We start from the raw sequence: 15,387 nt of genomic DNA on the forward strand, positions 1-15,387 counted from the left end.
GAATATAGGTTTTTATAGTCTCTTCCCACCAGTGTTAATGATGGTTCATCCGGCAGATTCGACGCTCCCGGGCGCACTGGCAGACGCCACAGAAAGGGCGCTTGCAGAGGCCGAGATCCGGCTCCCGCGCGATGTGCTCGCGGCGCTTGAGAGGGCGGCGGCGGTCGAGAGGGACGAGATCGCACGATCCGAACTCGCTACAATCCTTGAGAATATCGCACTCGCAGAAGAGCGGCAGGTGCCGATCTGCCAGGATACCGGCGTACCGGTGGTCTACCTCACCCTGCCCCCCGATATCCCGTTCACACCCTCCATCTTCGAGGGAGTGCGGGAGGGGGTGCGCCGGGCGACGGCGAGAATCCCGCTCCGCCCAAACGTCGTCGATCCGATCACCCGGAGAAACACCGGGGACAACACCGGCGTCGGGATGCCTGCAGTCCACGTGACGCCCGGCGACCGGCTCACGGTGACCGTGCTCCCGAAAGGCGCGGGCTCTGAGAACGCATCACGGATCGGGATGCTCCTCCCCTCGCAGGCTTCCGGGATCCCGAGGTTCGTCGCCGAGACGATGCTCATCGCGGGGGGCAGACCCTGCCCGCCCGTGATCCTCGGTGTCGGGATCGGCGGGACGTTTGATACCGTGGCTGCGCTTGCAAAGGAAGCCCTGCTCCTCCCGGTCGACACCATGGACGACTACGAGCAGGAGATCTGCGACGCGGTCAACGCCCTCGGCATCGGGCCGATGGGGCTTGGGGGCGATACGACGGCGCTCAGCGTGAAGGTGAAGCGGGCGGACTGCCACACCGCATCACTCCCGGTGGCGGTGAACGTGCAGTGCTGGGCCTGCCGCCGGGCGACCGTGGAGGTTCGCCGATGATCAACCTCACAACACCGCTCGGCGACGAGGTCCTCGACCTCAGGGCGGGCGACCGGGTGACCCTCTCCGGAACGATCTACACCGCCCGGGACGAGGCACACCTCCGGATGATGGAGGAAGGCATCCCCTTCGCTCCCGAGGGCGCCGTGGTCTACCACTGCGGCCCTGTGGTGCAGGAGGGGCGGCTCGTCGTCGCCGGACCCACCACGTCCGCGCGGATGAACGCGCTCACGGGATTCCTCATCGATGCGGGCGTCCGCGCCCTCATCGGTAAAGGCGGTATGGGGCCGGAGGTGGTCGAGCAGCTCCGGGGGCGCGCCGTCTACCTCGCGCTCACGGGGGGGTGCGCCGCGCTCGCCGCCGCACGCATGCGTCTTTGCGGCGTCTATTTTGAAGACCTCGGCATGGCTGAGGCGGTCTGGGTCATCGAGGCCGATCACCTGCCGTTGACGGTCGGGATCGACGCCCACGGCGGCGATCTCTTCCGCGCGGTACGCGAGAAAGCGAAAACACAATTTCATCAGCGATTCAATAGTAAGCAGGATAGCGTTTCATGAAACTCGTCATCGATGAAAGCCGCTGCAAGGGGTGCAACCTCTGCGTGCTGGTCTGCCCTTATGGGATATTTCAGGAAGGGACGGAACTCAACAGCCGGGGGGTCGTCTCCCCGGTCCTCGACCGTCCCGAACGATGCACAAACTGCAGGCTGCAGCCCCTCTACGGGCGGATGCTCTGCGGGGTCTGTCACATGATATGCCCCGACCAGGCGATCACCTGGGTCGAGGAGAAACCGTTTGAGCCGCACAGGGTGGAGGTGGAGTTTTGAGCAGGGTTGAGTTCATGCAGGGGAACGCAGCCTGTGCGGAGGGCGCGCTCGCCGCCGGGTGCCGGTTCTTCGGCGGCTACCCGATCACGCCGTCGACCGAGATCGCAGAGACCATGGCCCGGAGGCTCCCAAAGGTCGGCGGGGTCTTCATATCCATGGAGGACGAACTCGCGAGCATCGCCGCGGTCATCGGCGCCGCCTGGACGGGGACGAGGGCCATGACCGCCACGAGCGGTCCTGGGTTTTCGCTGATGATGGAGAACATCGGCTATGCGGCCATGACCGAGACGCCGTGCGTCATCGTCAACGTCCAGCGGGGCGGCCCGAGCACCGGCCAGCCGACGCGGGCGGCGCAGGGCGATATGCTCCAGTGCCGGTTCGGGTCGCACGGCGACTACAGCACCATCGCGCTCACCCCGAACTCCGTCCAGGAGATGTTCGACCTGACGGTGAAGGCGTTTGACCTCGCCGACCGGTTCAGGGTCCCAACCTTCCTGATGTCTGACGAGGTCGTGGGCCACATGCGGGAGCGGGTGACCATCCCGGACTCGGTCGATATCACTCCCCCGGCCCCGCTTGCGGAAGGCTCGCTGCCTTACGAGGCCGGCGACGACGGCGTCCCTGGTTTTGCGCCCTTCGGCTCGGGGAGATCGGTCCACGTGACCGGGCTCACCCACGACGAGCGGGGCTACCCTGACACAACCGACCCGGAGACGCACGACCGGCTTGTGCGCAGGCTGGTCGCGAAGGTCGAGTCGGCGCGGCGCGATATCGCCGACTACGAGGTCACAAACCCCGACGCCGAGACGGTCTTTGTCACCTACGGCCCGCCGTCGCGGACGGTCGAGCAGGTGATGCGCGACCACCCCGACGAGTCTGTCGGCCACCTCAGGTTCAGGGTCGTCTGGCCGTTCCCAGAGTTTGCGCTCCAGGAGTTTCCCGACGCGAAAGTCTTCCTGATGCCGGAACTGAACATGGGTCAGATGGTCCGCGAGGTCCAGCGCCACGTCGACCAGTCGGTCATATCGATCCCGAAGATCGGGGGAGAACTCCACACCCCCGCCGAACTTGTGCGGGTTCTGGAGGCACACCGATGATCGCGCCCGACTGGTTCAGGGAAGACCGGCTCCCGCACATCTACTGCACCGGGTGCGGCAACGGGACGGTCCTCAACTGCACCCTCGCGGCGGTGGAGGAGATGGGATGGGAGCGCGATGGGACGGCCTTCATATCCGGTATAGGATGCTCGTCCCGCGCCCCGGGCTACATCCTCGCCGACTCGCTCCACACCACCCACGGGAGGGCGCTCGCGTTCGCCACCGGGGTGAAGATGGCACGGCCTGACCTAAACGTCGTCGTCTTCACCGGCGACGGCGACCTTGCCGCCATCGGCGGGAACCACTTCATCCACGCCTGCCGCCGGAACGTGGACATGACCGTGGTCTGCATGAACAACCAGATCTACGGCATGACCGGCGGGCAGGGGAGCCCGACCACCCCGGAGGGGGCGTTCTCGACGACGACACCCTACGGGTCGAGCGAACCAGCCTTCGACCTCGCGGAACTCGCCGTGGCGGCTGGCGCAAACTACGTCGCCCGCTGGACCTCCTACCACGTCAAGGAACTCACGAAGGCCATCACCACCGGGATGCAGACACCGGGGCTTGCGTTCATCGAGGTGCGGACCCAGTGCCCGACGAACTTCGGCCGCCACAACAAACTCAGGCGGGTTCCTGACATGATCGAGTATCTCCGGAGCCACGCGATGCTTGTCTCGAAGTACGATCGCCTGGTGAGGGAAGGAGCAGAGATTCCGGAGGGCACCTTCAGCGTCGGGGAACTAATCAGGCGGAAGAGGCCTGCGATGGGGGTGAAGCAATGAGACACGAAGTCAGGTTCTCAGGCTACGGCGGGCAGGGGATCATCCTCTCCGCGGTTATCCTCGGGCGGGCGGCGGCGCTCTACGACGACAAATACGCCGTCCAGACCCAGGTCTACGGCCCGGAGGCCCGGGGCGGAGCCTCGATGGGGCAGGTGGTCATCGACGATGCGCCGATCCTCTATCCTGAGGTGACAGACCCCGACATCTACGTCATCATGTCCCAGCAGGGGTTTGAGAAGTACGGGGTTCAGGTGCGGGAGGACGCGGTCATGGTCCTTGATTCGGACCTCGTCCGGTCCCGGCCGGGCTGCCGCTACTACGAGATTGCGGCGACGGCGGAGGCAAAAGAGAACCTCGGCCGGGAGATCGTGGCAAACATCGTGATGATGGGCGCTCTCGTGGCCACAACCGGGGTCGTGAGCAGAGAGGCGATCGAGCGCGCGGTGCTCGACAGCGTCCCGAAGGGCACCGAGAGCCTGAACTCAAAAGCACTGAGACGCGGATTTGAACTCGGAGAGCGAGCATGAAACTACTGGAATACGAGGCAAAAGAGATCTTTTCGAAGTACGGCATTCCGGTCCCGAAAGGGGTTCTGATACGGGCACCGGAAGAGGTCACGGCACACCTGCCCAGGATCGGCGATGCCGTGGTGCTGAAGGCGCAGGTGGACGTCGGCGGCCGGGGGAAGGCAGGCGGCGTCCTGATGGCAGAGGACGCGACGGCGGTCGAGACCGCCCGGGAACTCTTCTCCCGGGAGATCAAGGGCGTCCCGGTCAGGAGTATCCTCGTCGAGGAGAGGCTCGCAATCGCGCACGAGTACTACGTCAGCATCGCCGTCGACCGGTCGAGCAGGCAGCCGGTGGTCCTCTTCGCCGACGCAGGCGGGGTTGAGATCGAGAACGCAGCGATGGCCGACGAGTCAGCCGTCCGCAGGGTCGTCGTATCGCCGCTTCTCCGGGACATCCCGCCGTTTCTCATGCGGGAACTCCTCGGCGGAGCCCCAAAAGAACTTGCGCCCACAATAAACAGTCTCTACCACGCGTTCCAGGAGAAGGACGCTATGCTTGCGGAGATCAACCCGCTCGTGACGACGCCGCAGGGAGTCTACGCGGCCGACGCAAAACTCATCATCGACGACAACGCCCTCGCCCGGCAGGGGATAGCGGTCAACCGCGACCTCTCGGAACGCGAGCGTGAGGCCGAGAAGCACGGCTTCTCCTACGTGGAACTGGACGGAAGCATCGGTGTCATAGGAAACGGCGCCGGGCTCACGATGTCGACGCTCGACCTCATCGAGTACTACCGGGGACAGGCGGCAAACTTCCTCGATGTCGGCGGCGGCGCCGACCAGGAGCGCGTGATGCACGCAGTCAGGCTCGTCGCGAGCATGCCCGGGGTGAACGTTATCGTAGTCAACCTCCTCGGGGGCATCACCCGGTGCGACGAGGTGGCGAGGGGAATCATCGCCGCCGGCGTCGCACCGACGGTCATCGTCCGGATGGCAGGGACGAACGAGGAAGAGGGACGGCAACTGCTCGCCGAGCACGGCTACCGGATGCTCGAGAGCATGGATGCGGCTGTCCGGGCTGCGATGGAGGTTGCAGCATGATCTACGGGGATAAAAACCTCAGGGTGATCGTGCAGAACATCACCGGCAGGCAGGGTCGGTTCCACACGGAACTGATGAACGACTACGCGCGGGAGGTCGGCGGCCGGGGCGTCGTCGCCGGTGTTGCGCCCAGAAAGGGTGGGCAGGAGGTCCACGGCGTCCCGGTCTACAACACGGTGCGGGAGGCGCTTCGGGAGCACGACGCGACCGCAAGCGTCATCTTCGTCCCGGCGATGGCTGCCGCTGATGCGATCATGGAGGCGGCCCATGCCGGGATCGACCTTGCGGTCGTCATCACCGAGCATATCCCGGTCCACGACAGCATGTTGGCAGTCGCCTACGCAAAACTCCACGACTGCACGGTCATCGGCCCGAACTGCCCGGGGCTCCTCTCGCCGGGAGAGTGCAAACTCGGTATCATGCCGGCCCACCTCGCCACCCGGGGGCATGTCGGCGTCGTCTCCCGGAGCGGCACCCTCACCTACGAGGTGGTCGACGAACTCACCCGTGCCGGCATCGGCCAGAGCACGGTCGTCGGGATCGGCGGCGACCCGGTGATCGGCCAGACGTTTGTGGATGTGCTCGCACGGTTCGAGGATGACCCCCAGACAAAGGCCGTCGTCGTCATCGGCGAGGTGGGAGGAAACCTCGAGGAAGAGGGGGTCCGGTCGACCGATCTCCCGGTCGTCGCCTACATCGCCGGCGTGAGCGCCCCGCCCGAGAAGCGGATGGGCCACGCGGGTGCGATCATCGAGGGCGGCGAAGGTGACGCGCGCTCCAAGGTGCGGCGGCTCTCTGCGCTCGACATCCCGGTCGCGTCCCGGCCCTCAGAGATACCGGAGCTGATCCGCGGGGTGCTATGAACGACGACCTGATGCTCGCCACCGCCTGTGAGGTGGCGGCGAAGATCGGCGCCCGGGCGGTCGTCTCGTTCGTCGACCTGATCCCGGTCCCCCCGGGCGCGCCCGATGTCCCGATCATCAGGGTGCAGGAACTGCAGCTCGACGTCTTAAAAGACCTCACCATGCACGACATCCTGGAGGTGAGCGAGCGGCATATGATGGACGCCGCAATCCACATCTACCTCCGGCGGAACCTGGAGAGCGGTCTCGTCGTCGGCGTCTTCCCCTACGCCATCATCATCTACGACATCGAGGAGGGGAAGAACTTCATCAACCTCAAGGACTTCTCAGACATCGTTCCTCGCGAGGTGCTCCACGCGGTCCTCACGCTGGCCCTCGAGATCGCGGTTGAGGGCAGGGAAGGGAGGTCCATCGGCACCGCGTTCATCATCGGGGACCCTGAAGAGATCTTCAGGCACTCCCATCAGGCGATCCTCAACCCCTACCAGGGGCAGCCCGCCGCCCTCCGCGACATCAAGAACAAGAACAACTGGGAGAGCGTGAAAGAGTTCGCCCAGCTGGACGGCGTCTTCGTAATCGACAAGAGCGGCGAGATACGCTCGGCGGGGCGCTACCTGGACGTCACCGGACGGGGAATCTCGCTTCCCGGGGGGCTCGGGGGGAGGCACCGCGCAACCGCGTCTATCACGTATGAGATCCCGGCCATCGGCATCACCGTCTCCGAGAGCGGAGGCATGGTGCGGGTCTTCAGGGACGGTATCTGCAAAATCGGCATCCGTTCCGACATCCGCATCAGGAGTGACGGTTAGAAATCGTTATATGAATTGCAATCATTTCTTTTATCATACTTTAGAACTACGGTGGATTTGATGACCAGGAACATCAGCGTAGAAGGACTTGACCAGATCCCGATCGAGAGACAGCGGATTGAACTGGTGGAGCGCAAGTGCCTCGGGCACCCGGACAGCCTCGCGGACGGCATTGCGGAATCGATCAGCCGGGCGCTCAGCAGGTCATATATGGAGGAGTGCGGCACCGTCCTGCACCACAACACCGACCAGGGTGAAGTCGTGGCAGGGGAGTCGATCCCGAAGTTCGGCGGCGGCATAATCACAAAACCGATCTACTTCCTCATATCAGGCAGGGCGACCAAGGTCTTTGACGGCATGAACATCCCCGCGGATGCGATCGCCGTCGAGGCGGCCCGGGGCTACATCAAAAAGATTCTCCCCACCCTCAACATGGACCGCGACGTCATCGTCGACTGCCGGATGGGGATGGGATCGACCGACCTGCGGGATGTCTTCCGGTCCTGCGAGGGGAAGGCCCCGCGGGCGAACGACACATCGTTTGGTGTCGGACACGCGCCGTTCAGCGAGGCGGAGAGCATCGTGAGAGGCGTCTCCGCATTCATCGACGAGAAACTCCGGCCCAGGTACCCTGTCATCGGCCAGGACTGCAAGATCATGTGCCTGCGCGACGGCGACACCATCACCCTCACCATCGCGATGGCGTTTGTGGACCGCTACTGCTCAAGCATCACCGAGTACATCGAGCAGAAGAACGTCCTGACTGAGCAGATCGCGGCTGTCGCAAAGCAGTTCACGAACAGGAAGGTCAATGTCGCCATCAACACCGCAGACGACCTCGAGAGCGCCAGCGTCTTCCTGACGGTCTCGGGAACCTCGGCCGAGATGGGCGACGACGGGTCAGTCGGCCGCGGCAACCGCGCGAACGGGCTGATCACCCCGAACCGCCCTATGAGCATGGAGGCGACGAGCGGCAAGAACCCGGTCAACCACATCGGAAAGATCTACAACCTCCTCGCGACCCGGATAGCACAGGACTGTGTTGCCGAGGTCGACGGCATCGAGGAGATGTACGTCCGTATCCTCTCCCAGATCGGCTACCCGGTCGACCAGCCGCATGTGGCAAGCGCCCAGGTACTCACAAAACCGGGCACAACCATCAAGTCCATCAAACCCGATATTGAAGGGATCATCGATGGGTGGCTGGAGAAGACCACCACCATCACCGAGAAGGTCATCAAGGGAGAACTCTCTACCTTCTGATCTCTCCGGTTCCGGAGTAATCCATGAGCAGACCATCATTCAGGCAGCAGGGGTCAGGGCTCGTCCGCCTCGCCATCCCGAATAAAGGCAGGATCGCCGGGCCCGTCAACGAACTGATCGAGAAGAGCGGGCTTCACCTCGTCAACGGCGGCGAGCGGAGGCTCATCACCCGGACCCGCGACCCGAACGTGGAGATCCTCTTTGCGCGCCCGATCGATATCCCGGAGTACGTGGCAAGCGGGGTCGCCGACCTCGGCATCACCGGGCGGGATATGGTCATGGAACGGGGCTCGGCGGTCGAGCAGGTCCTGGACCTCCAGATAGGCAGCGCGACGCTCGTCGTCGCCGTGCCGGAGGAGTCGGAGATCGGGACCGTCGCCGACCTGGACGGCGCGAAGGTGGCGACCGAGTTCCCGTCGATCACCCGCTCGTTCTTTGCGGAGCGCGGGATCGGCGTCACGATCGTGACCGTGGGCGGGGCATGCGAGGTGACGCCGCACCTCGGGATCGCCGACGCCATCGTCGACCTCTCCTCCTCAGGGACGACGCTGCGGACGAACCATCTCCGCGTCATCGAGGAGGTCCTCACCTCCACGACGGTCCTGGTGGCAAACCCCGCCGCTCTCAAGGGCAAGAGGGAGAAGATCGATGAACTTACCCTTGCCCTTGAGAGCGTCATCAGGGCGAAGGGGCAGTGCTACCTGATGATGAACGTCCACCGGAACGCTCTTGCGGACGTGAGAGAGGTGCTCCCCGGCCTCTCCGGCCCGACGGTGATGGACGTGGCATCGGACGAGAACCTGGTCGCTGTTCACGCTGTCGTGAAAGAGGACCGGGTCTACCAGTTGATCAACCAGTTAAAGCGGGCCGGCGCAAAAGACATATTAGTTATGCCTATTGAACGGATCATACGCTGAGAACATGGAGATCTATCCTGCAGTCGATATCCTGGACGGCCGGTGCGTGCAGCTCGTGCAGGGCCGGCCTGAGGCGGCGACGGTCTACGGGGACCCGGACGCCTGGGCGCGCCGGTGGCTCGAGGAGGGTGCGGACGGTATCCACATCGTCAACCTTGACGGGGCGTTTGGCCGGGCGCAGAAGAACGCCGACCTGATCCGCGGGTTCATCCGCGAGACGGACGCTTTTGTCGAACTTGGCGGGGGTATCAGGAGCGTGGAGGACGCCGCAGGCTGGCTCGATACCGGCGTCGACCGGGTGATCCTCTCGACTCTGGCGGTCAGGGCACCGGAGACGATCCGGACGCTTGCCGACGAGTTCGGGAGCGAGCGGGTGATGGCCGGGATCGATGCCCGGGGGGGCGAGGTGATGATCGAGGGATGGGAGCGCCCGGCAGGGAGTTATCTTGCCTGGGCGGAGCGGTTCGAGAGCCTCGGCGCGGGATCGCTCCTCTACACGAACGTGGACGTGGAGGGGCTCCAGCAGGGGATCGCGCTTGCCCCGGTGGAAGAACTTCTTTTCCGGGTGAAGGTCCCGGTCGTGGTCTCGGGCGGTATATCGAGCGCAGAGGATGTCAGGGCGCTCCGGGATGCCGGGGCGGCAGGCGCGGTCCCGGGCTCGGCCCTCTATGCCGGGATAGTCCGGCTCTCGGACCTCCTGGAGGTGGCGCATGCGGAGGAGTGAGATCCACCGTGCCACGAGGGAGACCGATATCAACCTCTCCCTCGACCTCGACGGCACCGGGACCGGGACCATCAAGACCGGGATACCGTTCTTCGACCACATGCTGACATCGTTTGCCCGGCACGGCAGGATGGACCTCACCGTCCGGGCGACAGGGGACCTCGAGGTGGACACCCACCACACCATCGAGGATATCGGGATCGTCCTCGGCGCGGCCCTTGCGGAGGCGGTCGGCGACGGGAGAGGGATCACCCGGTTCGCCGACGCCACGGTCCCGATGGACGAGGCGCTCGCACGGGTGGCGCTCGATGTGGGCGGGCGGGGCTACCTCGTCTTCGAGGGGGCCTTCTCGCCGGCGGGCCCTGGGGGCATCCCGGGCGACCTCATCGAGCACTTCTTCGCCAGTCTCTGCACGAGGGCAGGGATCACCGCTCACATTACGGTCACGGGCAGGAACGACCACCACATCTGTGAGGCGGCGTTTAAGGCGTTTGCCAGGGCGCTCCGGGCAGCCGTGGCGGTCGACCCCTCGATCGACGACGTACCGAGCACCAAGGGGACCCTGTGACCCAGGGGACCCACAGCCTTTTTTGACGGAGGGAGGCCGGGATACCCGGGGGAGACGCGCTCCATCCCTCCCAGAGCGTCATATCAGCCCTTAGGCCGCAGATCGCAAGGCGGTCGCCCAATTTCACCGTCTGCACCGAGACCCGGCTGAAATCGCGGCTAGAGGCGCCAGAGCACTGTTGATGGGGTGGGGAGCGCCGGGAGCCGGGCGGGGTTTACAAGCATTGTTATCAGGTGAGACTGGGGAGGGGCAAGCCCCCATTGGCGCGAACCCAACCATGGGTGCACTTGCGTTCCCGGTTGGCTATCGGCGAGGTTCAAGCTCGGTTGAACCCCCATGTCGGTTCTGGTGCTCGTCCCCATCCACCTCAGCATGGGTGGTGAACGCGGAGTATCCCCGGGCTCTCCCCGGGCAGGGGACCGGGGTGGGCATCGCCCTGGGGGGTGGGGACCGGGGGGGCTCGCCCCCTCCCCGCAGGCGACGGTATCGCGAAACCCGGATATCCCCTCCTGGCCAGGGTGGAACCTTGAGTTCCTGGATATCCCCATCAGCCGATTTCCACCGGGTATCGCCACGCACTGCCCCCGCCCCTTGGGGCGGGGTGGGGTTACGAGTATCGCTACCCGGTGAGACAGGGGAGGGGGGCTTGGCCCCCTCCCCGTCAGCCTCTCCCCCAAGGGCGATAGCCACCACGGTCCACGCATGGGGATAGCTGGACTCCACCTGCTCTCTCCAGCAGGTTGTCTCCAGAGCCACCTAGACACGGATTTCCACCGGCCATTGCCATTCGCGGAGGTTTCCCCACGGCTCACTGTAACCGGACTTCCCCTCGCATCTGCTGTCCTTGCAATCGCTACTCGCGCCATTAATCTACAGAATACAGATCGCCGGAGCACCGCAGTCACGATGCCGTCCACAAAAACACTCCACAACAGCGCCCGACGGATACCGGCCGCCGGAGCTCCCAGAAGAAGAGTTCACCAGAGTAGATCAGAGGATGGGGTCCTGAAGACCCCGGTAAAACTTAAAGATGAGATATCGAGTTACGCGGACTTAACCGCGAGCTCGACGTCTTCAGCCTTGATCGTCTTGCGTCCCGCGTGCTGGGCAAGCCTGTTGGCTTCCTTGGTCAGCTCGGCGATATACGCCTCAGCCTTTGCAACCAGTGCGGCAGCAGCATCGCTGCCGACCCTCTCAGCACCATTCTTCTTTGCGATACGTACAACCGCAGCAATAGGTAGATCTGCCATAATCTAATTCCACCTCTAAAAAGAGGTGTATGAGTTAATATTTAAACGTTTCGGGATTATCTCGAAAATTTGCGTTTCTCTTTCCCATTGGAGGGGCATCCGGACGGGGCATCCCGATAACGGCAGAGAATGCGGACAATTCAAAAAAACGTCAAATATTAGTTATTTTAAGGAAATATGACCATAATCAGGATATCAGGGATTCCGCTAACGATTTCGCGAGCATTATTGCATTCGTATAATCTGCTGAAGCGCGCGACGTATCCACGAAAATTTTACCGATATTTACCACCGGAGCACCATGACCTTTTCCGGCTCCGAGGAACGTGAGCGTACGGAAGACCAGGTTCCCGGAGACCCCGTCGGGAGCGACGACCATCCCGTACCGCCTTGCCGCCTCCTCGATCAGGATCTCGGTATGCTCAGCGCCGGTCAGGCGGGCCACGAGTTCGGCATCAGCCATCGTCCGGTCGACGGCCGGGTGCCGCCCGAGATCCCCGAGCCTTCCCCCTGAGAGGACCGCCACACCCACTGCGAGCCCGAAACTCCGCGCGATCTCCCTGCCGCGCTCAACAAACCGCACCTTCTCCGCGACCGTCCAGCCCTCATCGACCCCGACCGGCGCGAGGAGGAAGAGGTGCCCGTCTGCAGTCTCAAGGAGGGCGATCCGCTCCAGGTGGTCGACGCCCATGGCCTGTTTAAGGGCCTTCAGCGTGGAGGACGCAGGCAGGGTGCCCCGGACGGCGGCATCGATCCTGCCCTCGGCGAGAGCCTCAACGAGGGCTGCCTCCGGCTCCTCAGCCTCAACAACCGCAACAGTGCTCCCGAGCGAATCAGCGGCCCCGGGGCGGGAAAAAAGAACGACATCGGCCTCCCCGCCGACCGCCCGGATCGTCGAGAGGATCCTCTCATCCGGAGATGCAACACCAAGCCCGACCCTTACCGGCATACCTCTCCTTCAGTGAAGATCCGCATGATGCCGTTCTGGTCCAGGTCAAAGACCTGCGTCTCCCGGCCCAGGTACCTGACGGTCAGTTTCCGGCCCCCGTTAACCTCACCGATGGGGGCCGCGGCCATCCCGACATCGGCAAACCGGCGGCAGACCTCCTCCACATTCTCCTTCTTCACGGTCAGGATGAACCCCATGCCGGGATACATCCGCACCCACTGCTCGAAGGGCAGGCCAAGCGCGGAGAGGTCCGGCCTCGGTATCGCCTCAAGGTCGATCACCGCCCCCTTCTCGCTCACCTCAAGGAGCATACCAAGGGTCCCGATGACCCCGGGGTTGCTGATATCCTTGCCGGCCGTCACCAGGCGCTCCTTCCCGAGATCCTCCATAACCCGGATCTGGGCCCGCACCACCTCGGCTGACTTCATCGTAACCGAATCCCAGTTGAAGCAGCACGACGGGTGAATCCGGCCGTCGAGGTCGATCGCCGCGACAACCTGGTCCCCCTCCTCCGCCGTATCCGAAAAGATAACCTGATCCATCCTGGCCGTCCCGAGGATCGCCACATCCACAACATTATACGGCGTATCCGGGTGCAGGTGCCCGCCCACGATCGGGACGCCGAACTGCGCGGATGCGGCGACCATGCCCCGAGTCACCTCATCGCGGGTCAGGTCGTTCGTGACCGAGAGGATATCGACCATTGCAACAGGCCTCCCGCCCATGGCAGCGATATCGTGAACGTTCACAAGCACGGCACAGTACCCCGCCCAGAACGGGTCCGCCTCCATGAGCTTGCTCCAGATGCCATCTGCCGCAAGCAGCAGCGCATCCTCCGCGTTATGCCGGATGACGGCGGCGTCCTCGCCGAACGAGGCGATGATATCGGGACTGTCGACCCAGAGAGACCGGACCATATCCCCGATCACCCTCTTCCTGGTAACGCCCTCGTATTCCCTGACGGCCTGTGCTACCGTATCTGTGGAGCAATCTTTCACCACAAGAACACCAACACTCCACTTTTCTTTATGGTATTCTGCCTCATCAGAGATAATGTATTTGATTCACCGGTATTATGCCCTCTGTTCCGGGAACCGATCGCGGCTGCAGAGACATGGTCGGGGAGGGGCGGTTCAGGGCGAGAGACGGCACCCTCCCGTGCAGGGTATCGCGTATCTCCTGCGCCCACACCGGGGTTGTATTTTTGATGGTCCACGCCAAATAGATCAACATGGACTGGGCTGAGAAGTACAGGCCGCAACGCCTCCAGGACGTTGTGGGGAACGCCGCCGCCGTCAGGCAGATCTACGAGTGGGCGCGGGACTGGTCGCGGGAGAAAAAACCGCTGATCCTGTACGGAAAGCCCGGTATCGGAAAGACCTCGTGTGCCCATGCCCTCGCAAACGACATGAACTGGGAGGTGGTGGAACTCAACGCCTCCGACCAGCGGACCAAACAGGCCCTCGAGCGGGTGGCAGGCTCGAGTTCCACGACAGGTAGCCTCTCCGGCGCGAGCCACAAACTCATCCTGCTCGACGAGGCCGACAACCTGCACGGGCAGGCAGACCGCGGCGGGGCGAGGGCTATCGTGGAGATCATCGCGGCGTCGCAACAACCGATCATCCTGATCGCAAACGACTACTACGCCCTCTCAAAAGACCTCAAGGCGGCTACGGAGCCGGTGCAGTTCCGGGCGCTCCAGGCCCGCTCGATCGTCCCCCGCCTCCGCCATATCTGTGCCGCAGAGGGGGTTGTATGCGATCCGGCCGCACTTGACGAGATCGCCGGCCGCGCCGGCGGCGATATGCGGGCGGCGGTGAACATGCTCTACGCCGCCGCTATCGGGAAAGAGCGCCTGGAGGTAGACGATGTCCAGACCTCCACAAAGGACCAGCGGTCCACCATCTTCGAGCTCGTCGGGGGGGTCCTTGCGGGAAGGAGAGATGATGCCAACCTGCTCCGTATGGCGATGGAGGTCGAGGATACCCCGGATACAATCGAGCAGTGGCTGGAGGGGAATCTCGGTCATATGCCCGACTTCGCCTCCCGGGCGAAGGGCTACGCCTGCTTATCAAGGGCGGACGAGTATATCGGCCGGACCTACCGGCGGCAGTACTACACCCTCTGGCGGTATGCAAGCGCTATCATGCTCATCGGCGTCGCCGACGCGGCCGGCGGGCACGGTGTCCACGGCCGCATCATGCCGCCGGCGCGCTGGCGGAAGATGGGCGCGTCGAAGAGGCAGAAGGCGGTCAGGACCGGGCTGACCCGGAAACTCAGCGAGATGACGCATATCCCGGAGAACGCCCTGCGCGAAGACTTCTTCACCGCGATCAGCATCCTCGTCGAGCAGGACCCGGAAGGATACGTCCGCGGGTTCAACCTGGACGCCGACGAACTGAACCTCTTCATCCACGACAAGGCCCGGGCCACAAAGATCGTCAAAGACGTGGCAAAAGAGGAGAAGGCGAAGGAGAAGAAGGCCTCCGGGAAAGGCAGGAAGACCAAAGAGAACGACCCGCCTGAAGACCCCGGGGAGAAACAGCAGGATCTCCCCCCGGGCCAGGCGACGCTCTTCTAAGGGAAACATTTCACCAACTTTTTTGGGTTCCGGCGCATGAGGAGGACCGCAGGTCGCACGCGCTCGCGTGAGGCAACCGAGGTGCCCCGGGGCGCGACCTACCAGTATACACCGCCGGTCGCACGCGCTCGCGTGAGGCAACGGTGCACGTGAAGCTACGCTCTCCGGGCTGCACGCATGAAAACCGCCTTTCTTCCGTCGCATCCGGGGCAGTGGACCGTGGTGGGAATCGCCTCGGGGGGTGGGGACCGGGGAGGGGGCGAGCCCCC

At 63.9% G+C, this 15,387-nt stretch carries 17 protein-coding genes; 14 read left to right on the forward strand and 3 right to left on the reverse strand.

All coding sequences use genetic code 11. The annotated features are described in order from the left end of the window. Positions 1–37 precede the first annotated feature (37 nt). Genes BP858_RS06510 through hisB form a run of 13 tightly spaced genes read left to right on the forward strand, consistent with a single transcriptional unit; the run spans position 38 to position 10,338 of the window. Positions 38–877, forward strand: a complete 840-nt coding sequence (locus tag BP858_RS06510) for a fumarate hydratase (protein WP_214166518.1) — start codon at positions 38–40, stop codon at positions 875–877. Then, positions 874–1,434 (forward strand): FumA C-terminus/TtdB family hydratase beta subunit, encoded by a 561-nt coding sequence (locus tag BP858_RS06515; RefSeq protein ID WP_074175247.1) that lies wholly within the window; start codon positions 874–876, stop codon positions 1,432–1,434. The genes BP858_RS06510 and BP858_RS06515 overlap by 4 nt, the downstream gene beginning before the upstream one ends. After that, positions 1,431–1,703: a 4Fe-4S dicluster domain-containing protein gene (locus BP858_RS06520; RefSeq protein ID WP_286879147.1), complete on the forward strand. Its 273-nt coding sequence runs from the start codon at positions 1,431–1,433 to the stop codon at positions 1,701–1,703. The genes BP858_RS06515 and BP858_RS06520 overlap by 4 nt, the downstream gene beginning before the upstream one ends. Continuing rightward, positions 1,700–2,800 (forward strand): 2-oxoacid:acceptor oxidoreductase subunit alpha, encoded by a 1,101-nt coding sequence (locus tag BP858_RS06525; RefSeq protein WP_062262710.1) that lies wholly within the window; start codon positions 1,700–1,702, stop codon positions 2,798–2,800. Before BP858_RS06520 ends, BP858_RS06525 begins: the two co-directional genes overlap by 4 nt. Next, positions 2,797–3,585 (forward strand): thiamine pyrophosphate-dependent enzyme, encoded by a 789-nt coding sequence (locus BP858_RS06530; protein ID WP_074175246.1) that lies wholly within the window; start codon positions 2,797–2,799, stop codon positions 3,583–3,585. The genes BP858_RS06525 and BP858_RS06530 overlap by 4 nt, the downstream gene beginning before the upstream one ends. Further along, positions 3,582–4,112, forward strand: coding sequence for a 2-oxoacid:ferredoxin oxidoreductase subunit gamma (locus BP858_RS06535; protein ID WP_286879148.1), 531 nt, complete (start codon positions 3,582–3,584; stop codon positions 4,110–4,112). Before BP858_RS06530 ends, BP858_RS06535 begins: the two co-directional genes overlap by 4 nt. After that, complete coding sequence (locus BP858_RS06540; RefSeq protein ID WP_286879149.1) at positions 4,109–5,194, forward strand: succinate--CoA ligase subunit beta; 1,086 nt, start codon at positions 4,109–4,111, stop codon at positions 5,192–5,194. The genes BP858_RS06535 and BP858_RS06540 overlap by 4 nt, the downstream gene beginning before the upstream one ends. Continuing rightward, positions 5,191–6,057, forward strand: coding sequence for a succinate--CoA ligase subunit alpha (sucD, locus tag BP858_RS06545; protein WP_286879150.1), 867 nt, complete (start codon positions 5,191–5,193; stop codon positions 6,055–6,057). The genes BP858_RS06540 and sucD overlap by 4 nt, the downstream gene beginning before the upstream one ends. Continuing rightward, positions 6,054–6,866: a DNA integrity scanning protein DisA nucleotide-binding domain protein gene (locus BP858_RS06550; protein ID WP_014866789.1), complete on the forward strand. Its 813-nt coding sequence runs from the start codon at positions 6,054–6,056 to the stop codon at positions 6,864–6,866. Before sucD ends, BP858_RS06550 begins: the two co-directional genes overlap by 4 nt. A gap of 60 nt (positions 6,867–6,926) precedes the next feature. Further along, positions 6,927–8,129, forward strand: a complete 1,203-nt coding sequence (locus BP858_RS06555; RefSeq protein WP_074175244.1) for a methionine adenosyltransferase — start codon at positions 6,927–6,929, stop codon at positions 8,127–8,129. 23 nt (positions 8,130–8,152) lie between these two features. After that, a complete protein-coding gene (hisG, locus tag BP858_RS06560) occupies positions 8,153–9,046 on the forward strand; it encodes an ATP phosphoribosyltransferase (protein ID WP_062262689.1) in 894 nt (297 codons plus the stop codon). Between the two features lie 4 nt (positions 9,047–9,050). Continuing rightward, on the forward strand, positions 9,051–9,770 hold the full coding sequence (hisA, locus tag BP858_RS06565; RefSeq protein ID WP_014866786.1) for a 1-(5-phosphoribosyl)-5-[(5-phosphoribosylamino)methylideneamino]imidazole-4-carboxamide isomerase: 720 nt from the start codon (positions 9,051–9,053) through the stop codon (positions 9,768–9,770). Continuing rightward, the gene (gene hisB / locus BP858_RS06570) at positions 9,757–10,338 is read left to right on the forward strand and encodes an imidazoleglycerol-phosphate dehydratase HisB (RefSeq protein ID WP_014866785.1); all 582 of its coding nucleotides are present in this window, start codon (positions 9,757–9,759) and stop codon (positions 10,336–10,338) included. The genes hisA and hisB overlap by 14 nt, the downstream gene beginning before the upstream one ends. 1,043 nt (positions 10,339–11,381) lie before the next feature. On the opposite strand, the gene BP858_RS06575 is transcribed toward hisB, so the two are convergent. The 3 genes from BP858_RS06575 to BP858_RS06585 form a co-directional block, all read right to left on the reverse strand. Beyond that, complete coding sequence (locus BP858_RS06575; RefSeq protein ID WP_014866784.1) at positions 11,382–11,588, reverse strand: histone family protein; 207 nt, start codon at positions 11,586–11,588, stop codon at positions 11,382–11,384. 187 nt (positions 11,589–11,775) lie between these two features. Further along, entirely contained in the window at positions 11,776–12,537 is a 762-nt protein-coding gene (mtxX, locus tag BP858_RS06580) for a methanogenesis marker protein Mmp4/MtxX (RefSeq protein ID WP_286879151.1), read from the reverse strand. Next, positions 12,528–13,538, reverse strand: a complete 1,011-nt coding sequence (locus tag BP858_RS06585) for a methanogenesis marker 2 protein (protein ID WP_281768313.1) — start codon at positions 13,536–13,538, stop codon at positions 12,528–12,530. The genes mtxX and BP858_RS06585 overlap by 10 nt, the downstream gene beginning before the upstream one ends. Before the next feature lie 230 nt (positions 13,539–13,768). Here BP858_RS06585 and BP858_RS06590 point away from each other — a divergent pair, with 230 nt between their 5' ends. Next, positions 13,769–15,118, forward strand: a complete 1,350-nt coding sequence (locus BP858_RS06590; RefSeq protein WP_062262676.1) for a replication factor C large subunit — start codon at positions 13,769–13,771, stop codon at positions 15,116–15,118. The last annotated feature ends 269 nt before the right edge of the window (positions 15,119–15,387 follow it).

It is taken from the genome of Methanoculleus sp. UBA413, assembly GCF_002502935.1.
Taxonomy (GTDB): domain Archaea; phylum Halobacteriota; class Methanomicrobia; order Methanomicrobiales; family Methanoculleaceae; genus Methanoculleus; species Methanoculleus bourgensis.